Origin of the sequence: Pseudoalteromonas luteoviolacea DSM 6061, assembly GCF_001625655.1 — a bacterium.
In the GTDB taxonomy this organism is placed as follows: domain Bacteria; phylum Pseudomonadota; class Gammaproteobacteria; order Enterobacterales; family Alteromonadaceae; genus Pseudoalteromonas; species Pseudoalteromonas luteoviolacea.
The window spans coordinates 130,776-151,145 of record NZ_AUYB01000158.1 but is presented as its reverse complement, the minus strand read 5'-3'; the positions used below and the strand labels follow the sequence as shown (position 1 = coordinate 151,145).

Annotated in this window: 16 protein-coding genes and 1 tRNA gene; 11 read left to right on the top strand and 6 right to left on the bottom strand. The window is 41.5% G+C overall.

Going from position 1 to position 20,370, the window contains the following annotated elements:
- Nucleotides 1-295 precede the first annotated feature (295 nt).
- Entirely contained in the window at nt 296-1,036 is a 741-nt protein-coding gene (locus tag N475_RS24815) for a substrate-binding periplasmic protein (protein ID WP_193343409.1), read from the top strand.
- Here N475_RS24815 and N475_RS24810 read toward each other — a convergent pair.
- Nucleotides 1,033-1,938 (bottom strand): LysR family transcriptional regulator, encoded by a 906-nt coding sequence (locus N475_RS24810; RefSeq protein WP_063357442.1) that lies wholly within the window; start codon nt 1,936-1,938, stop codon nt 1,033-1,035. The genes N475_RS24815 and N475_RS24810 overlap by 4 nt on opposite strands.
- A 121-nt stretch (nt 1,939-2,059) precedes the next feature.
- Between N475_RS24810 and N475_RS24805 the strand changes: the two genes are divergently transcribed.
- The 3 genes from N475_RS24805 (at nt 2,060) to N475_RS24795 (ending at nt 3,209) form a co-directional block, all read left to right on the top strand.
- Complete coding sequence (locus tag N475_RS24805) at nt 2,060-2,587, top strand: NADPH-dependent FMN reductase (RefSeq protein ID WP_063357443.1); 528 nt, start codon at nt 2,060-2,062, stop codon at nt 2,585-2,587.
- Nucleotides 2,588-2,743: 156 nt separating this feature from the next.
- Nucleotides 2,744-2,819: transfer RNA gene (locus N475_RS24800), tRNA-Ala, on the top strand.
- Between the two features lie 63 nt (nt 2,820-2,882).
- A complete protein-coding gene (locus N475_RS24795; protein ID WP_063357444.1) occupies nt 2,883-3,209 on the top strand; it encodes a cupin domain-containing protein in 327 nt (108 codons plus the stop codon).
- Here the strand turns inward: N475_RS24795 and N475_RS24790 are convergent.
- Both N475_RS24790 and N475_RS24785 read right to left on the bottom strand, forming a co-directional pair.
- Nucleotides 3,189-5,573, bottom strand: a complete 2,385-nt coding sequence (locus N475_RS24790) for an ATP-binding protein (RefSeq protein ID WP_063357445.1) — start codon at nt 5,571-5,573, stop codon at nt 3,189-3,191. The genes N475_RS24795 and N475_RS24790 overlap by 21 nt on opposite strands.
- A gap of 321 nt (nt 5,574-5,894) precedes the next feature.
- A complete protein-coding gene (locus N475_RS24785) occupies nt 5,895-6,374 on the bottom strand; it encodes a DUF3293 domain-containing protein (protein ID WP_063357446.1) in 480 nt (159 codons plus the stop codon).
- A gap of 263 nt (nt 6,375-6,637) precedes the next feature.
- Here N475_RS24785 and N475_RS24780 point away from each other — a divergent pair, with 263 nt between their 5' ends.
- The 4 genes from N475_RS24780 (at nt 6,638) to N475_RS24765 (ending at nt 10,786) form a co-directional block, all read left to right on the top strand.
- Nucleotides 6,638-7,744: a type 1 glutamine amidotransferase domain-containing protein gene (locus tag N475_RS24780; protein ID WP_063357447.1), complete on the top strand. Its 1,107-nt coding sequence runs from the start codon at nt 6,638-6,640 to the stop codon at nt 7,742-7,744.
- A 365-nt stretch (nt 7,745-8,109) separates the two neighbouring features.
- Nucleotides 8,110-8,526 carry a winged helix-turn-helix domain-containing protein gene (locus tag N475_RS24775; RefSeq protein ID WP_063357448.1) on the top strand — a complete coding sequence of 139 codons (417 nt, stop codon included), beginning with the start codon at nt 8,110-8,112 and terminating at the stop codon, nt 8,524-8,526.
- A gap of 288 nt (nt 8,527-8,814) precedes the next feature.
- The gene (locus tag N475_RS24770) at nt 8,815-9,504 is read left to right on the top strand and encodes a response regulator transcription factor (RefSeq protein ID WP_063357506.1); all 690 of its coding nucleotides are present in this window, start codon (nt 8,815-8,817) and stop codon (nt 9,502-9,504) included.
- Between the two features lie 4 nt (nt 9,505-9,508).
- Nucleotides 9,509-10,786 (top strand): sensor histidine kinase, encoded by a 1,278-nt coding sequence (locus N475_RS24765; RefSeq protein ID WP_063366132.1) that lies wholly within the window; start codon nt 9,509-9,511, stop codon nt 10,784-10,786.
- 84 nt (nt 10,787-10,870) lie between these two features.
- On the opposite strand, the gene N475_RS24760 is transcribed toward N475_RS24765, so the two are convergent.
- A complete protein-coding gene (locus tag N475_RS24760) occupies nt 10,871-11,491 on the bottom strand; it encodes an arylesterase (RefSeq protein WP_063357450.1) in 621 nt (206 codons plus the stop codon).
- Between N475_RS24760 and N475_RS24755 the strand changes: the two genes are divergently transcribed.
- Complete coding sequence (locus N475_RS24755) at nt 11,490-12,209, top strand: ABC transporter ATP-binding protein (protein ID WP_063357451.1); 720 nt, start codon at nt 11,490-11,492, stop codon at nt 12,207-12,209. The genes N475_RS24760 and N475_RS24755 overlap by 2 nt on opposite strands.
- Nucleotides 12,199-14,703 carry an ABC transporter permease gene (locus N475_RS24750; RefSeq protein ID WP_063357452.1) on the top strand — a complete coding sequence of 835 codons (2,505 nt, stop codon included), beginning with the start codon at nt 12,199-12,201 and terminating at the stop codon, nt 14,701-14,703. Before N475_RS24755 ends, N475_RS24750 begins: the two co-directional genes overlap by 11 nt.
- A gap of 42 nt (nt 14,704-14,745) precedes the next feature.
- On the opposite strand, the gene N475_RS24745 is transcribed toward N475_RS24750, so the two are convergent.
- Nucleotides 14,746-15,531 carry a penicillin-binding transpeptidase domain-containing protein gene (locus N475_RS24745; RefSeq protein WP_063357453.1) on the bottom strand — a complete coding sequence of 262 codons (786 nt, stop codon included), beginning with the start codon at nt 15,529-15,531 and terminating at the stop codon, nt 14,746-14,748.
- 102 nt (nt 15,532-15,633) lie between these two features.
- Complete coding sequence (locus N475_RS24740) at nt 15,634-16,500, bottom strand: AraC family transcriptional regulator (RefSeq protein WP_063357454.1); 867 nt, start codon at nt 16,498-16,500, stop codon at nt 15,634-15,636.
- Between the two features lie 479 nt (nt 16,501-16,979).
- Between N475_RS24740 and N475_RS24735 the strand changes: the two genes are divergently transcribed.
- Nucleotides 16,980-19,958 carry a TonB-dependent receptor gene (locus N475_RS24735; RefSeq protein WP_227008514.1) on the top strand — a complete coding sequence of 993 codons (2,979 nt, stop codon included), beginning with the start codon at nt 16,980-16,982 and terminating at the stop codon, nt 19,956-19,958.
- Nucleotides 19,959-20,370: the final 412 nt, after the last annotated feature.

Here is a 20,370-nt window from a genome sequence, read left to right as displayed (position 1 = left end):
ACTACATGGCTTTTGCCTTGCGTTTGCACACTATTATTAAACGAATTAATGAATATAATATTTATGATTAAAGTCAAAAAAATGAAGAAAAAATTTAAGAAATGAAATTTATGAGCAATATATAGTCAATATATTTTAAATTTGGAATTATTGTTTCAAGCGATTTATTGTGAAATTTTTTACCGTTACGATTTCTGGCAGAAACTGGCTTAAGCTTGCTCAGAAAAAGCGTTGTTAGTTTAAATGTGTAAATTTTATGCTAAGTTGAGTATGGAGGAGAAAATTAGAGGGCGTCATGCGACGTATACTTAGTTTAATTTTTATTTTTTGTGTTGTTTTTGGCGCGCGGGCTGAAACATACACGGTTTTGGTGTACCACGGAGCAAACCCACCATATAACTTTATTGCTAACGGCAGGCAAAGCGGAATATTTAAAGACTTGTTTGGTCGGTTAGGGGAATTGACTGGGCATACCTTTAAGTTAGTGCCTTGGTCTGTAGCAAAAGGGCAAAAACTGTTCGATGAAGGACAAATTGATATCGAACCTGGCGTACATCCAAGCTGGCGTGCGCAAAGAAGAATACCTGGAATATATAGCGATGCATATGCCAGCTCTACTGAGATCATTTTAGGTCATGAAAACGATACGATGGTCACTGAGCCCGTTCAACTTTACGGAAAAGTGATTGGGCGAGTGCGTGGCTACCGCTATGGAGAGTTTGAACACCACTTTGGTAAAGATAAGATTCTAGTGTACGACAATATTTCTGAAAAAGAGTTGCTTTCACAGTTGCGCCATAGGCGTGTCGATTATGTGATGCTGGGTGACACCACAGCTGATTACTACAAGAGTACTGTCAATGCGTATAAAACCTTCAAAGAGGTATATAAAATTAGCACTCTGCCTGTTTATATGAGACTACAGCCAAATTTATCCACGCTGCAAATTCAGCTTAATGCAGCGTTGAGAACAATGCGTAACAACCAAGAAATCAGGGCTATTTATGCACGTTATGGAGCTTCTCTTGAGCCTTAATTTTGAAGGTGTGCCATATGGTCACTCAAAGTGTCAATAAAGTAGCGCACTTTTGGAGAGAGGTGTTTTCTACTTGGATACACCACATAGACGTAAACCGACTTTTGCAAATACTCTTCAAATAACACTTCTAATTCACCGGTTTTGAGCGCATCGTTCAAATAAAACTCAGGTAGCCTGCAGATACCTAAGCCATCAATTGCCATCGATGCCTGCATTTTGCCATTATTGCAGTTGATGCGTTTACGCACATCTACAGTAAAACTTTTGCCATTGGAGTCCGAAAACTCCCAACGTTCTGGATTTTTTAGGTTGCTGTAGCATACACAATGGTGTTTTGCGAGTTCACGAGGGTGATAGGGTCGGCCATACTGCTCTATATATTGAGGGCTGGCAACAACCAAAGTCCGGCATTGATATATGCGTTTACAAATCAAGCTGGACTCCTCCAATTGTGCGGTGGCACGAATCGCCAAATCGTATCCATCCCCCACAACATCAACAGCACGATCACTGATATCCCATTCCAATGACACATTTGGGTATTTCCTTAAGTATTGTGCGATAGCTGGGCGCAGATAATCTAAGCTAAACGCCACAGGGCAACTGATTTTTAGCACACCTTTGGGTTTGTCGTCTTTTTGCGTCAGTAATTGAAGTGTCTGCTGGGCATCACTGACCAATTGAAGACAATGCTGATAATACACTTCTCCGTCAGGTGTTAATGCTAATGTTCTTGTGGTGCGATTAAGTAGCCTTAATCCCACGCGGGATTCTAAACGATTAATAACCTTACTGACATGAGATGGAGAATGACCAAGTTGCTCAGCTGCCAAAGCAAAGCTATTACATTGAACCACCTTGACGAAAACCTGAATGCCTTCAAATAGATTGTAACTCATATGGAAATAGTGACTTTATATTTACCCTATTAATGTTTATTAAAACTTAATCTACACTGTTTGTCATCAAGTCGAGAGACACTTAGCAAGAATTAATCACTTAATATACTTGGAGAACACCATGAAAGTACTAGCATTTGCAGCGAGCAACAGCCGTCAGTCTATTAACCAACAATTAGCGAAATATGCTGCTTCAAAGATTGAAAACGCTGACGTTGAAATATTAGATTTGAATGACTATGAAATGCCGATTTACAGCTCAGATCGTGAAACACAGAGCGGCATCCCAGAGCAGGCACAAAGGTTTTATGACAAAATCGGTGCAGCGGATGTAATTATCATTTCATTTGCAGAGCATAATGGCTCATATACGGCGGCATATAAAAATGTCTTTGATTGGACTTCTCGTATTGATATGAAGGTATACCAAAATACCCCAATGCTATTAATGGCAACATCTCCTGGTCCTGGTGGTGCTCAAAGTGTATTGGGCGCGGCAGTCAACTCAGCACCTTATTTTGCAGCAGATGTAAAAGCAAGTCTGTCAGTGCCTAGCTTCTTTGATAACTTTGATGTAGAAGCAGGTAAATTAACAAACAGTGATATTGAAGCATCTTTAGAAGACGCTCTGAAGCAATTAGCAAACTAGCAGAGTCACTCACTTCCATAGCTTTAAGTGATCACAGGTGTGATGAATAGCATCACACCTCATCTAGGGCTATATGTAAGAGAGCGAACTACATTGGTCACCAAAAAATCACTTTACAAATATAAAAGGTGTAATAAAATCAACGTGTTTTGTTTAGGGGCTATAGCTCAGCTGGGAGAGCGCTTGCATGGCATGCAAGAGGTCGGCGGTTCGATCCCGCCTAGCTCCACCAAACGTCATCTTTTTTCAGGTTGCCGCATACAGCGATAACGCGTCAGCGCTACAGAGGTTCAGCATGAGTCAAAACAAGCAAAATGTTTTTCACGCCATACCTAATAATCTTCAAGACGAGTTTTTTGAGGTGATTGCTGGCAATGATGAGGTTAAGATTGAACGCATTGTCTCAAAGGGCCACACTTCGCCAGATGAAGGCTGGTACGATCAAGCGCAACATGAGTGGGTAATGGTACTTCAAGGAGCTGGGGAACTGACCTTTGAAGATGGACGTATTGTGAAGCTAGAGCCAGGTGAATATATTAATATCCCAGCGCACTGCAAACACAAAGTGAGTTGGACATTACCAGGTGAAGAAACAGTGTGGTTAGCTGTTTTTTACTCTTAGCCACTTACCTAAAACCGATTCTAACTTTTCAATTTCAACTGGTTTACCCACAAAATCATCCATACCCGCGCTGTAATAAGAGGCCACATCTTCTAAAAAAACATTGGCCGTGATAGCTATAATAATTAAATTGCAAAACTCGGGTTGAATTCTAAGTCGCTTGGTTGCTTCAATTCCATCCATATTGGGCATATGAACGTCCATCAAGATCAAGTCAAAACTCGACTTTGAGACCTTTTCTAGTACTTGTAAGCCATCCGTCGCCAACTCGACACTGAGTCCTAATTTTTCCAGCATAGTACATATGACTACTTGGTTGATGGCATTGTCTTCTGCTAATAGTATATGCCCTTGCAACTTTGAACTTTGCGGTTTTACACTTGATTGTGTGACCAAACAGCAAGGTGAAAAAGGCCAACTAAAGTAAAAGGTGGCGCCAATACCTTGAGTCGATTCACAGCTTAATTCACCCCCTGCAAGAGAAACTAATTGTTGGCAAATATTTAACCCTAACCCTGTCCCACCAAAACGCTTTGTGGTGCTATCGTCTTCTTGGCAAAAAGGATCGAAAATTTTAGGCTGTTTGTCTTTGGCAATTCCGATGCCTGTGTCACTGACAGAAAATTGCAAGAAGCTAGGGTTGCTTTTGTGAACTTGAACGTGGACTGTAATTTTACCTTCTTCTGTAAATTTGTATGCGTTGCTTAGCAGGTTTAGTAAAACTTGCTGTAGTCTGTGCTTGTCACTGACTACTTCAGTCGGGGCACTGTCTTCAAAGTAGTAACACATTGTAATGGGTTTACTTTGAGCTTTAGACTGCGTCAATTGCATTAAGTGGCCTACTGCGTCGCGCAGGTCAAATGGCTCTTCGTGCAAACTAATTTGGCCTTGCTCTAATTTAGATACATCAAGAATATCGTTGATTAAAGTGAGCAAATTGCTGCCAGACATACTGGCGATTTTTAATAAGAGCTTTTGCTCTTGATTGAAGTCGGCTTCTTGTTCTAACAATTGAATTGTGCCAAGAATACCGTTCATTGGGGTGCGTATTTCGTGGCTCATATTTGCTAGAAACCGGCTTTTCGCAGAAGCAGCTTGCTCGGCATCATGCTTTGCTTGCGCGAGCGCTTGCGTGCGCTTTTCCACTCGGCTCTCTAAATCGCTTTCACGTTTGGAGATAGTATCTCGCATTGATTCAAAGGTGCGGCTTAATTCAGCTATTTCATCAGCGCCTTTTGCTTTGAGATGAATGTCATATTGTCCTTTGGCTAACGACTGTGCAGCATGGGTCAACTTTGATATTGGATAATAAAGGCGATATGCAATCCACCAAGCAATGGCCATACTGACTAAGGTCGCAATAAATAAAGTCCAAAGTAGTTTGTCTTGAAGCTCATAAACTGAGGCAAATACAACCTGTTCAGGCAATACAACTGCAAGGCTATAATTGGCGGATTTTATCGGCGCGTAAAAAGCAAATGCATCTGAGCTGTCATTTAATGAAAAGCGACCATAACCTTCGAGCCCTGCGATCATTTTTATGCCGATTTCTCTCAATGCAAGCTCTCGCTCTTTTGTGACTCGATAAATTATACTGGTCTTTTCTCCGATTTCATTTAAAACGTGGTGACCATCTACATGTTTGTATTGAATGTTTTTTTCTTTGTTCCAGTGATACATGTATGAACCTATACTGGATACAAGCATAAATTTAGCCTGCTCACCAAACTGTTGTAACACGTGTGCTTGAGTGCGCATGACAAGGCGGTCCACCTCTCTCCAAGGGATACTCCCACCAACCAACCCAGTGACTTGATTGTTACTATCAAAAATGGATGCTGCGACCACAATCTGTGTGACTCCGGTGGTGTATGAAATCATAGGCTCTGAAACATATACCCTCGGTGTTTGATCTATGTTATTGCTTACAGTGTAATGCCAATAATCTCTTTTAGAGATGGTCTTTATTTTGGCGTGGGGGTCTTTATCGTCAAAGGTTCTGCGCATTCCGTGATGTGGGTTACCGCCTTCGGTATTGTGAAAGCTACCATCTGTTCTACCTAATATAAACTTCTCATACTTACCCTCATGGGCTTGTTTTTCATCTATCAAAATTGGCTTAATGTCTGAAAATTGCATAGAGCGAACGACAGAATGGCGTGAGAGCGTGGCTATTTCTGATTTTCGTTGTGAAAAGTAACTGTCAAAAATAGCAGCGCCATTGAGCACTTCTGATTGTGCAGCTCGAATACTCATTTCCTCTGCCTGTTTGGCACTGTGCAGCATCGCAATAAAGAAAATTACGAGCATAGGAACGAGTGCTGTTGTAGCGAGAACAAGCGGTAACCGAGTCTTAAGTTGCATAGGCCAATAATGCTATGTATTTGCAATTAAGTTTAGTCAATAATTAGTGACAGCGACCTTAAATACAATGAGTATTAGGCTAACACTTGATTCAGCTCAGTTTGGGAGGAAGTGAATAATTAATTTTTACCTTCACCTGAATTTACGAGTTTTATTATTCTGAATCAATATTTACGTAAAAGGTTAGTGTTATTTTGATTGTGTAGTAAGTTAGTGAAATTAAAATAGCTATAAAAAACAAAGTGCTAACTTTATTTGTTCAGATACTTATGTTTGGTATGTTAATTCTGCCTATTAAGAATTCAGTGTGGGGAAAGCTTATCATTTTGACAAAGGTGACAGTGCTAAGTTAGTTTTTGGCATTGGGGTATGGCTTAAGCGCGACAATAAATGTGTATTTAGTACATAATGCTGTTGAAGGTCGGCGCTGTTGTATAAAGTGATTTCGCCGTTATCAAGGTAGTAAAAAGCTTTTTGATGGCACCTTTGCGCCATTTTTTGCGCATTAATTAAAGATGTATTGATGGAGACACTAAGTTCTCGATAGGACATATCTTGGTTTCCACCATATAGATATTTTATCTTATTATTTTGGCGAGACATCAAGGATATATATTTTTTAGCCAATGCTCGGTTTTGAATTCTATCGTATGTTTTTCCTTCGGGATTCCATAGACTGATAATTGCACCGTCTAAATAATGATAAGCGGCATTGAATAAACAAAAGTAAACATCCTTATAAATATCCCACAAAGAGGGCGAAATCATATTTTTTGCCAAATTAGTTGCAGTGCTTTTCATTATTTTCATATCAAAATTATATTGCAGTTCTTTCTACAACCCTTTACTTTTTTCTTGGTACTAAAGGATGGTTTTTTAGTACGTCCAATGAGTTTGCGGAACGCAATTTTATTACTTTATTGAGAATAACACTTACAGACAAGCCCCAGCGGTATTTATCAAACTATTGCTGTCAGTGCATCAAGTTGTGTGTTGTGCGGTTTCACATCACTTTCACATCTAACCTTGTACTTTGAAAGTCCCAACCAAGAAGGAAAGATGTTATGAATAAGCTACTTACTTTAACTTGCGCGGCTTTAGTGAGTACCGCGTCGATTGCCAAGGACTCACCTCAAGTACTCATGGTTTTAAGTAGTTACGGAAAATTAGATAAAGAACAAAACTTGGTTCAACCGGGTTATGAATTTGGTGAATTGAGTAAAGCGTATCATGTGTTTCAACGTCATGGGATCGACGTTACGATAGCCTCGCCACAGGGCGGCAAACCTGTGGCTGACAAATATGATAAATCGACACAATACAACCAGCTGTTTCTTCAAGACTCCGAAGCATTGTCTGCGCTTGAAAACACATTGGCGCTTAAAAATATTGAGCCAAGCAAGTTCGACGGCGTGTTTGTTGTCGGGGGAAAAGGACCTATGTTTGATCTCTATAAGCATGCGCCTTTGCAAAATATTATTTCTCAAATTTACGAGAGCAAGGGAGTCGTAGGTGCTGTATGCCATGGGCCAGCTGCATTGGTCGATGTTCAGCTCAGTGATGGTAGTTATTTGGTTGCTGGAAAACGAGTAAATGGCTTTACGAATCAAGAGGAAATGGCATTTGGTAAGAAGTGGCGCGACCAATTTGCATTTCTGCTCGAAGACAAGCTAAAAGAGCGTGGCGCGATATTTGAAAAAGATGGACTTATGCTCAACCAAGTGACCATTGATGGCAATTTAATTACTGGGCAAAACCCATTTTCGACGGTGGACACCGCCAGAGCAATGGTAACCCATTTAGGAGTCGAAGCACTACCACCTATTGAATATCAAGATGACGCAAGCGTTAAGCTTTATGAATTATTTTTGCGAGATGAGGTGCTTGCAAAGAAGACATATGAGTCAAAAAGTGATTCTTATAACTTAAATATGCTAGCTATGATAGGTGTGTTTCAAATTCGACATGCTCAAACTGAGTATCAGGTTGAATCTAGCGCACGCTTTTTATCTTATGTCCTTACGAAGACTTCACACCCAGTGATGGAGCTAACACTTGCTAAGGCATATATTCGTCTTAATCAGCCGGAAAAAGCAATGAACCAGTTGACGAAAAGCGCCAAAAAGTATCCAAAAAACCAACAAATTAAATCTTTCATTGCGTCTCTTTAAAGAAAGTATGAGCCAGTTTTACTGGCTCAAAATAACAAAAACAATAAAAATTTCCTACATCATGAAATTTACTAAAGTGATTGAAACAGCACTAAATTTTGGACTGTCATGATTACCTAAATAAAGAGTGATCGAATAAAATGAAGCGTAGGAATTTTATTCGCTTATGTGTATTTTTTGTATAAATACTGTTTATTTGTAGTTGACTGTTAAGGTTTTTTGTCTCTTTTATAGGCAATTGAGTAAGATGTTGCTATTAACAAAAGTCATGTGAAATAACGCTTAAATTCGTTCCAAATTAAGCTGGTGAACGATAAAATATACGTGCTTTTAAAGTCATATATAAAGGAAGTATATTGTTGATCATGAATTTAAGTGATAAAGAAAATACTGACTTTACCTTTGCGGTATTTGGTCATTATGCACTGAATAAAAGGAAACGTTCGTTAACATTTTGTGGGGAAAGGGTAAAAGTTGAACCTTTAATCTACGACTTGTTAGTTTACTTTATTCAGCACAGAGATCGCGTTATAAGCCGCGATGAATTGTGTCGAGAGATCTGGCAGCAGGAGTATGTTGATAACAATGCGATTAATCGCGCGGTATCAGAGCTTCGCCGTAGTATCTCTAAGCACACACTTGAGGGTGAAGTAATCAGAACTCATTATAAAAAAGGGTATAGTTTCAACTTAGATGTGCAGTTGGATCCTAGGCCTAGTCTATTTAAATGGCTATCTCGACTATTTAGTCAAACCGTATTAAACAAAGGTAAGTTAACGTAATAAAGACCTCCTTGGGGGTGATGAGCGAACAAGCTCATAAAAAATAACAATAAAAATAAATATATTCATTAGTCGTGCTTCGTATCGCGAGTGAGCAAGTAAGTTGCTCACTCTTTAGTCTCTGACAGTCATACACAGTTTATTCAACGTGCTTTTTATCTCCTAAGTTTGCCCCCTTGTGCCGGATTTCACGATCATTTCACGAACCTCCGTGGTAAGCTGTGAACAAATGATTTTGTTCACGGAGAGAGTGTGGCTCAGTATAAGTTGCCCAATGGCGAATCAGAGATGCAGTTTAAGATCTTGGTTATTGAAGATAATCAGGAAATAAGCCGTAATATTGCCGAGTACTTTGAACCTTTTGGCGTCATTATGGACTTTGCTTATGACGGAGAGCAAGGTGTCAGTTTGGCATTGAATCAATATTATGATTGCATCATTCTAGACATCATGCTGCCAAAAATGGATGGACTTGCAGTTTGTAAGTTGCTGCGTGAGCAAGCTAATCGCCATATTCCAATTATTATGTTGACTGCTCGGGATGCCCTTGACGATAAGTTAGTTGGGTTTTCTAATGGTGCAGATGACTATCTTACTAAACCTTTTGCGTTGGAAGAACTGCTAGTACGATGCTTAGCGTTGGCAAAGCGTCATTTACTAAACAGTGAAAGAACACTCAAGCTGGGTGAAGGAAACAAACAACTTAGCCTCAATCTGCAGACCCAGCAAGTAAGCCGCTGTGGTCAATCGATTGTGTTGCAACCTATTCCGTTTAAAATTTTACAGTTGCTCATGGAGCATCATCCCAGACCGCTGAGTCGCAGCGAGATTAGTGACAAAATATGGGGGGATGAACCAACAGATTCCGATGCGCTGCGTTCACATGTTTATCAGCTGCGTAAGTCCATCGACAAACCGTTTGAAGACGCCATTATAAAAACCATTCACAGTGTAGGCCTAGCCTTAGATATTGAGTAGCTCTATGAAAGCACGTCAGCTTCGTACCCGAATCATTGCCTATTTTGTAGGTGTCTCTTTGTTCATAAGTACGTTATTCGGTTTTGTTTGCTTCTTATTTGCATACACGATAGAAGACCACTTGTTTAACTTTTTACTCAAAGATGAAGCAAGTTATATATCACAGCAGATAGAAAGTGGACGCCAACCTGTGCCTAGACTGGAGTTTATAAAATACTTGGAAACTGATACTCAGTTGCCTGAGTTCATTCAGCATGTTTTAAAAGAAGAGCCCCGCGCAAAAGAATTCGCTGGTACAGATGACAAACACTACCATTTGGTAAAAATGGAACAGGGCCTATTATTGGCTGAGGTGAGTGAGCATCTTGTGGTAAGAAAAATTAAAGTGGGGATGCTTAACTTCTTACTGGTTGTTCTGGCGGTGGTATTGGTGGTGGCTGTGATACTGGCTTACTTGTCCTTGGCGATGGCGAAAAAGTTGCTCAAGCCACTAGATCGACTGGTAGAAATTGTTGCACAAGCTCCAGTAGAGAAGCTCCCTCAAAACTTTTCCAGTCAGTTTGTAAATGATGAGATAGGTGGATTTGCGAGTACCTTAGAGCAAGCTTTGGACCGGATACGACAGTTTATAGATCGGGAACAGGCATTTACTCGGGACGCATCTCATGAGCTGCGCACACCTATAGCCATTACACAGGGTGCGCTGACTCTACTTAAACAATCGGAATTAAGCGAAAAACAGCAGCAATTGGTCGACCGTGCAGCGGCTGCACAAGCGCAAATGGCGCAGAGTGTTGAAACTTTACTCGCTCTGGCTCGAGAAGAGACTATCACTCAAAAAGAAGTAAAATTGCTGCCAATTGTTGAAAACTGCGTTTTACAGCAGGCTGAAAAAATTGCGGGTAAGGATATTAGTGTGGACATTCAGGTACCTTCTGAAGTGACATTCGCTATTGGTGAAAGTGCACTAAACTTGATCCTTTGCAACTTGATTGGCAATGCTTTTTCGCATGTTTCATCGGGGCATGTGTGTGTGAAATACGACGATGGAGTTTTGAGTGTGGAAGATACTGGGCCTGGTATCCCCTTTGATATTAAGTCTGAGTTATTTATGTCTGGCGTCAAAGGGAAATACAGTCAAGGGCTGGGGATGGGCCTATCGATTGTTCAGCGGCTGTGCCAAAGGTTGAATATTTCATTGGACTACGAAAGCAGTGAAGCTGGCACTCGATTTATGATCCACTGCCCAGTGCGCAAAAGTTCATTAGATAACAAAAAGTAAGCGACTAAGTGGGTGTTAATGAGTTGAACTCTAGGAGCTCAACTCAACGCGTATATGTTCAAAAGGTGACGGCGTATCAACTACCTAGTTTAACCACTGATTAAACTGTTCAGCCATAAAGTCGCGGATAATAGGTTGTGCTTTTTCATTAGGGTGCAAGTTATCGTTTTGCATTAGGCTCTTATCAACTGCAATGGGCACCATAAAGTAATCCATTAGGTGAGCCCCTGTGGCTTGCGCGACTTTTTGGTAATTGTCAGTAAACATTTTGGTATACCTTGGGCCCAAATTAGGTGGAATTTGAATTTTCATGATGGCGACTTCGGCACCGTTGTTTTTACTTTTCTCCACTAATTGTGTGAGATGGTTTCGAATGAGCTTAATCGGAAACCCTCTGATCCCATCATTGCCACCCAATTCGATTAGAACATGGCTGGGATTATGTGCCTTTAGTTGTGCGTCAATTTTGAGTAGGGCATTGTCTGTGGTTTGGCCTGACACACTCATATTGATAAGTAAGATCGATTTTTTTTCTTCAACGTACTTATTTTGTAACAAATTAACCCAGTCTTGGTCTTGTTTAAGTCCGTAGCCCGCACTTAAGCTATCACCTATGATCATAATTTTAGTCTCGCTTGCATACGCAGCAATAGGTTGGTAAAGGCAGGCGAGTAACACCACAAGTTTTAGGAAAATTCGAATCATGTCAGTACTTTCTCAGTTAAATATTATTCAGGTCAAAGGACTTAATAAGACAGTAAGTACCTTTGAAGGTGACTTAGATATCCTTAGCGATATAAATTTCACTGTCAAGTCAGGAGAGTCTGTGGCTATTGTTGGTACGTCTGGTTCAGGAAAATCAACTTTGCTGAGTTTGTTAGCTGGGCTAGATACAGGATCTGCAGGAGAAGTTTTCCTCGATGGGGAAGCACTTCACACACTCGATGAAGAAGAGCGAGCAAGGTTACGAGCGCAGAAAGTCGGTTTTGTTTTTCAATCATTCATGCTGGTACAGAGCCTGACAGCACTAGAAAACGTGATGCTGCCAGCCGAACTGGCGGGCGATCAATCTGCAAAAGAACAGGCGCTGGCGCTGTTAGAAAAGGTCGGTCTTTCTCATCGTATCGGTCACTATCCATCACAATTGTCAGGTGGTGAGCAGCAACGTGTGGCGATAGCAAGAGCATTTATTGGCTCACCAAAAATCCTATTCGCAGATGAGCCTTCGGCAAATTTAGATAGTAAAAATGGTCATTTGATAGAAAAGCTTTTATTTGATTTGAATAAACAAAATGGCACTACTTTGATTTTGGTGACTCATGACGAAGCTTTAGCGCAGCAGTGTGATCGCATCATCCATATCGAAGGTGGACAACTAGAGAAGATTCGAGACGGTGAAGGAGCAAAAGCTTATGTGGGTTAAGTTAGCGCTTACACTCTTTTGGCGAGAGTTGCGTCGAGGAGAATTAACCATTATTTTTGCTGCCATAGCTCTAGCTGTACTGACCGTTTTTAGTTTGTCTTCTGTGACCGAGCGGATCAGATTAAATATAGAGCAAAAGTCGGCCGACTTTATAGCCGCGGACAGGCGTTTGGCGAGTAACCACCCACTAGAGCAAGCATTTTTAGATGAGGCGCATGAGCTGGGTCTTAAAACGGCTCAGCAAATGTTCTTCGACTCCATGCTATTTGCCAATGATGAGTTAGTGTTAGGTTCTATTAAAGCGGTATCCCAAGGGTACCCATTGCGTGGCAAAGTGACGCTCAAAGATGACTTTTTAGCGGCTGATTACGAGGTTGTTGGAGTACCTAAAGAAGGTGAGGTGTGGCTCAGTGAAGGGTTATTTTACAGCCTAGGTTTATCTGTGGGTGACCAAGTTGAAATCGGTATGGGGATATTTCGAGCTAGCAAAATTTTAGTTAGTGAACCGGATGCACCGTTTTTCTCTTTGGCTGGCAATAAGCGCGTACTTTTGAATTACGTCGATATAGAGACTACACAAGCGGTTCAACCTGGCAGCCGCGTGTTCTATCGCATGCTATTTGCTGGTGAAGAGCAGGCTTTAGGTAACTATTATGGCTGGCTAAAACCACAGCTAAGAGAAAATCAAAATTGGCAGGGAATAAAAGATAGGCAGTCTCCACTGGGTGAAAACTTAGCGCGCTCAGAAAGCTTTTTATTGTTGGCTGGTCTATTCGGCATTATGCTAGCTGCCGTTGCCATGGCGGTTTCTGCGAAACGCTATTGCGAGCGTCAATACGACCCTGTGGCAATGATGAAAACATTAGGTGGTAGTCGCCAAACAATTCGTAATATTTTCTTACTGCACTTGTCGTTGGTGACCTTGTTTTCGTTGCTGATAGGCTTAGTTATTGGCTTTGTTTTGCAATCATTCGCAACGGATTATCTCGCCAATTTTATGAACGCGCAGTTACCTCAAGCAGGGATCAAGCCTTGGGCATTGTCGATTTCTATTGGCGTGGTTTGTGCGTTGATGTTTTCACTTAAGCCTTTGTTAGACTTGTTTGATATCCCACCTTTGCGGGTTTTACGCCGTAACTTAGGGGACAAGTTGGCGATTAGTCGCGTGCATATGGGGCTGTCAGTATTGACCATTTTCTCTCTGATGTGGTTATTTAGCGGTGAGCTGAAAACGACGTTAATGTTATTTGGTGGCACAGCCACTCTCATGCTGGTGTTGTTTGGGCTCTCAAGGTTGTTTTTCAGCGCGGGTAGAAAACTTGGATTGAGCCCTGGTAGCAGTTGGTCATTAGCTATTGCTACGTTACAAAAACGCGCCAATGCCAATGCCGTACAGTTGATTAGCTTTGCCTTGGCAATCAAATTAATGCTGTTCTTATTTGTACTCAAAAACGATTTGATCTCTGACTGGCAAATGCAAGTTCCAGAGGATGCGCCGAATGCATTCCTGATTAATATAAACGAATCGGAAGTGAATAATATCAAGGCGTATTTTGCAGAGAACAACATTGTACATGAAGATCTCTTTCCAATATTCAGCGGCAGAGCGAACGGCCTGAATGGAGAAACTTTCGCGCGCAGAACTTCAAAGCAAGAGGGGGAGGAGCAAGACGAAGATGCTGCACGTGGTGTTGGTCGTGATCTGAATCTAACCTGGATGACCCAGCTGCCATCGAGCAATGAAGTTATTGAAGGTGAATGGTTTAGCCCAGATAGCACAGAACTAGAGGTTTCAGTGTCAAAAGGGCTTGCGGAACGCGTTGAGATCAGCGTTGGTGATACCCTGACATTTTTAGTTAATGAGCAAACATTCGATGCCAAGGTAACCAGTATTCGCAGTGTCGATTGGGGCTCACTCAAGCCAAACTTTGTGATGATTTTTAACCCGCTTGTGGCTGGCAAATTTCCCGTGACCTATTTTACGGCGGCGCAGTTTGGTGAAGATGACGCTAAGCTGGTTAGTGAGCTACTAAAAACGCATCCGACAATGAGCATGATAGATATTAAGAGTCAGCTTGAGCAGGCTCAATCAATGATTGCACAAGTGTCGTTGGCCATTAGTTTCGTATTGGCGATTGTATTAACCAGTGGTGCATTAGTATTGATTTCCCAAGTCCAAGCAAGTCTTGCCGAGCGAATGCAAGAAATTGTGATTCTGCGTACTCTTGGAGCTAAAGGGCGTTTAATCAAGCTTGCGACACTGTATGAGTTTTTACTATTAGGAGCCCTAGCTGGTTTTGTGGCTGCATTGGTGAGTGATGTAACTCTGCTGATTATTCAGCGAGAGTTATTTGATGTTGAGGGTAAACTTCATCCATATATTTGGGCGCTGGGTCCAATCAGTGGGGCTGCGTTTGTTGCGGCAATAGGCTATTTTATGGTGTCGAATACGATGCGTCAGAATACACAAGGGTTGTTACGCAAGCTGGCTTAAAAGCGATTATTAGGAGAGTGACTTTGTCGCTCTCCTAATCCATTAAAGTATATTTAATTTTTCGAGCGTCGCGTGTGCTTTGTTTACGCGCTGTTTAACCATCTCTCTAAACGTTGGTGCATACATGTTAAATGCAAAATAATGTGTGCCTTGTTTATTCTCTATTTTTCCCACGTACCAACCGACATAGGTTTTTTTCGCAATAGGTCCCGTACCTGTTTTTGCGTAAAGCTTGTACTCATCGGTGTGTTCTTTTAAAAAAATTGACGAAAACGTTTGGTAAGTCTGCTCACTCAAACCAAGTGTTTTTTTGTCTAAGCGACGTAAAAAGTCTATTTGCTCAAATGCTGATATTTGCAAACTTGAGTTCAACCAAAAAGCATCAAGTGGGCCTGCAATGTCCCTGTTTCCATAATTAAATGTATCTAAATGGCGCTGAATGTTTGTTTTATTAAGATCGTTTGTCCAAGTTTGATAAAGTGGTAGTGCTGAATAATGAAACGCGTCTTTAAGGTTGATATCGCTTGCAAGCCACGTCTTTGGCCACCACTTTTCTGGTGGGTACTGTTTAGTATTAACCTGATAAGATGACTCAGCGTTGACCTTTTTCTGCTCTAGTAATATGAGGGTATTTGGAATTTTATAGGTTGAAAATGGGCTAAATGCTCGTTCTGCGCGTGCTTTGTTGATGACTTGCCATGTATCTGATTGCTCGCTGTACACCACCATTGTGCAGCGCTCGCCTTTTTGGCAACCAGTTGCTGCGGTGGCAGAATTGGCGGAGGTTATTAAGAGGCTACCAAGTAGCAGTGAGAGTTTGGGGCGCATATTTCACCTGTATGATTATTATTTTCGCAGGCATACTACGTCCTAATATCTGACTCATTGCTGAACTAAATTGGATGTGCTGAGCGCCTCATTTTGATCATTTTAAATGAGCGCTTTGTGCTGTACTCTTGAGCGAAATTGGCTCGGCGTGCATGACTTTATCGCTAGAAATCGACGATTAAAATTAGACAAATTATTGAATCCACATTGGTCACTGATTACTGTAATGGGTGCTTTGGAGTTGATAAGTAACTTGCAGGCTTTGGCTATTCGCAATTGATTAATAAACTCTGTAACGGTTTTTTCTGTTCGTTTTTTGAAGAAGCGATGAAAGTGATTGGTACTCATATGTGCCTGTTCAGCTAATATATCAGCGCTCAATTGTTCTGTATAATTTTCGTAGATAAAGTTGATGACTCTGTCAAATTTGTCTTTGGCGGGATCTTGCTGATTTGCAAAGCTAAACTCTAAACTAGACAGTGTTTGATAGGTATTGCTGGCCATAAGGTTAAGCAGATTAAACAACAACACATAGCGTTCAAGCGGGCTTGCATCGTTCATTTGAATAAAAAGAGTTTCTGCAGCTTTGGCGACTTGTGTATCGAACTTTAATCCACACTTTGCTTCATACAGCAATGAGCGTAGACTATCTAACTCTTTGTTTAGCCTTAACTGTTGCTCTAACCAGAGTGCGGGTATTTGCGCAACGTGGACCTTTTGCATGCTACCGTCTGGATTTGGCTTTGATTGCCAAGTGTGGGGAAGTTCAGGGCCTAACAAAACTAAATCATAGTCACCAAATGAGGCAATGTAATCACCAATATGGCATACACCGTGGCTATTCAAGGTTAAGCAGATTTCGTACTCAGGGTGATAGTGCCAATTAAATGGAATTTCATTGAGCTGATATAAACAGTACCGCCACGAACAGTTTGTGGATGGAATGACCTTTTCACACATAGCCTTCATAATATTATCCTTAATTATTTTTATCTAATAATGACTGCCATTCAATGACTGCACATATTGCCTTTATCTGCATTCTCTCGACATATGATACGTTACAGTTGTTTCTAATTTGGTTTGAAAAGTTACAACTATTTAAAGTTTTCATCATCTTTCAAGGTATAAGTAATATGATTCTCATCGATCATGGTACTTATCAGCCTTATTTAGGAATTACCTGTTACAAATAATGACAGCGTTGTTACTTGATAGATTTGTACCTACATGAGATAGAAATTGCAAACATCAGCGTCGCTGAGACTGCTCAAATAGGACATGGATGAAATTAGAGCTGTGAAGTTTTTGTAGTGAAAACGCCTAATGCTATTTAAGTGACACAGTGCTTTAGCGCGGCAGAACGATCTGGTTACTGAGTGTGAAGTTGTAAAGCCTTCCTCTAATTTTCTTTTCGATAACAGATATAAAAATAATCAGAGAGAACAATGATGAAACATAGACTGTCTCCATTTAAACTGTCCCCGCTTGCGTGTGCGGTTATGGCTAGCGTCATTTCTACGAGTGCCGTAGCACAAACAAAGGACGTGCAAAAAGAGCAAGTTGAAGTAATTGAGGTGAGAGGGATCCGAGCCTCTACAGAGAAAAGCTTAAATACCAAACGCTTTGCTGACGGTGTTGTCGACTCTATTACGGCAGAAGATATTGGTAAATTGCCTGACATCACGATTGCAGATTCATTGCAACGTGTACCAGGTATTCAAATCCGCCGTAGTGCCGGTGAGGGCTCGACTATTAATGTCAGGGGCATGCCGCAAGTGACAACTTTACTCAATGGCGAACAGTTTTTAAGTGCTGGTTCCATTACTAAGGTCCAACCCGATTTCACGGATATTCCATCAAGCTTAGTTGGTTCAATGAATGTCATGAAGTCTCCTACCGCAGATACGCTCGCTGGTGGTATATCAGGTACTGTTGACCTTGTCACACGTAAGCCCTTTGATTTAGAAGATGGCTTCAGTGGTGCTGCTTTAGCTGAGGTATCAAGCGGTTCTTATTCAGAAGAGTCGGATCCAAAAGTAATGGTCTCAGCAGGTTATAACGGCGAACGTTTTGCCATCTTAGCAACCGTTTCACGTGATGAAGTTAACCTTGCAAATTATCGACTTGGCGCTTTGAATGATGGCTGGGCATACGCACCGTATGAAAATGATGAAGGTGCGGATTGTTGGTTTTGTCCTAGACAGGATATGAATGGAGATGGTGATTTTGACGATGCAGAGTTTACGTATGTGAACTATGGGGTGATGAACCGCTTTACGGAGCGCGAACGTACAGGTGCAACCGTAAGTTTTCAAGCACAACTTAGTGATAATTGGGTATTAAGCAGCGACTTCTTTTACACTGATATGGATGATGCTGACCGTCAGATGGGGATCACGGCAGACAATGCATGGGGTGGCCATTGGCATTGGCAAGATCAACACGATCCCGTAGATAGAGGGCAGCTGTCAAATGGCCATACTCTTTATACCGCACAAGATATTACACTCCATTCTCCACGTGTTGTGTCACATTCAGAAAGCCATACCAATCAACGTGAGTCGACCAATATAAACCTCGAGTTGGAATTTAAAGGGGATGGAAACTTCTCGGGTAAAGCTAGGTTTATTACCGCAGAAGCTGAGCGTAGTCATACCGAAAATGTTGCTCAGGGTTATATGACCAATGGTTTGGCACACAGTTTAAAAAGAAATGATGGCTCTGGGCCTACGGCGGTGAACCCTGGCGGTTATGGTCCAGATCCTATTCCAATGCGCTTAAACTTTAACGGTAAACACCCTACGCTAACGGTACCTGGACAGGTGCAAGGGGAAGTGTTTGGCTCCAATATTGACCGCTATGCGATAGTGTCGACTTATTCAGAAAACAATTATGACGAAGATGCTAGCTTGGATATTTTGCGTTTTGACGGGGAGTATCAATTTGACCTTGGGCATTTAGAAAAAATGACCTTTGGTGTACGCGCTAGTCAGCGAGATGTTACCCGAGATCAATATGTGCTACTTGCGCCATTTACCAACCCTGTTGGTGAGGGCAGTGTCAATGTGATGTGGAAAGACCAAGGCCTAGCTGCATTTGACACCGATGGTAGTGGTGGCACGCCAAGTGCCTCAGACGGTGACATCACCATGGGTGCTGATACACCGTATAACTTTAGCGGCTTACCTGAAGGCTGGGTAAAAACCAATAATGATTTTGGACCCGTTAATATAGGGGATTATTATTTTGTCGACCCTCGTCAGCTAGACGATCCCTTTGCCTTCCAAAACAGTTTGTATCCAAACAATATTCGAGGCGGTGTGCCGGGCAGTTCCTACACAGTTGAAGAACAGACTCAATCTGTATATTGGCGAGCTGATTTTTCCAATGACTTTTATCGTGCCAACGTTGGTTTTCAGTATATAAAGACAGAATTGGACATATTGCAAAATAAAGTGGGTGCTTCAATTTGTAGCAATTGCCCTGCAGAAGTCGCACAAGATGACGGTGATATTGTTTCCAATCGTTCATTTAATGATTTTTTGCCTTCTATCAACGCAGCATTTAATTTGCAGGACGACTTAATCCTACGTACATCTTGGGGTAAAACCATGACACGTCTTGATTTGAAGGCGTTGGCAGGTGGTTTAACAATTAGTCGGGCGCGTGCCGGTGATGAGCTAGCTCAGTCTGAAGGAATTAGCCCGGATTTGTTGATTGCAACTAATGCGACTATGCAGGGTAATCCAGATCTTGAGCCATGGCGTGCAGAGAACACTGACGTGACACTCGAGTGGTACTTTTCTCCCAGCGCTTTGGTAAGTGCAGCCGTGTTCAACATTGAACTGGAATCATTTATTGAGTCATCTCAGTGGAGTATTCCGGTTGAAGATGCCGACGGGGTTGTGCGCCGAAACGTAACAGTAAGGGGTCAGGTTAATGGCAACGGCGGTACAATGAAAGGCGCTGAGCTAAGCTACCAGCAAGCTTTCGACTTTTTACCTGGCTTTTGGAGCGGTTTTGGTGCGGCACTTAACTACACCTATTCTAAGAGCGAAAGTGGCAAAACAGGCTTTGGTGGTGAAGCGTTGCCTTTAGAAGATAACTCCAAAGAATCTGGGAATGCGGTATTGTGGTATGAGCGTGATGGTGTCCAATTTAGGTTGGCTGCAAACTATCGCTCTAAACGATTACATACCATCTCGACGCCAGGAGGTATGGGGGATATTGGTGTCTGGACCGAACCGACCACGTATATCGATTTATCAGCCAGTTATGATTTAACTGATAACTTCACCATATATATGTCTGGAAGCAATCTAACTGAAGAGTATGAATCGCAATATGCCCAGTGGAAAGACAACCGCATGGCACAAAATATCTACGAGCGCCGATTAACTTTTGGTATTCGCGGTCGTTGGTAAACGGATAGTATTTCCGAGTTAAGACAAGGCCCACATGGGCCTTTCTTTTTAATCAATTATTCTAAAACCTAAAATACTATAAAATTTCACTTTATGTTTCTAATTGGAATAATTTGACGTTAGAATAGTCCTCTTCAGCGTGTTTATATGAGTTTATTTCACGTCTGTAAATACGCGTTAAAAGCACTTCTCATAGATGTACATTCAGGCGCTATGCTTAAAAAAGTAATCTTTTTTACGCTGTAGTTATTTGATCTCTATTAAATAGTCTTTATTTCTCGTGCGTTTTTAAATTGCGAATTTTAGTACTGATTTTTAGGCCTATATCAGCTTCAAGAGTGAGCTTGAATTGTATTGATAAAGGGTTGAAAAGTGCCGCATAGATCCTCGAATTAGCGGCAAACTAGCCTTA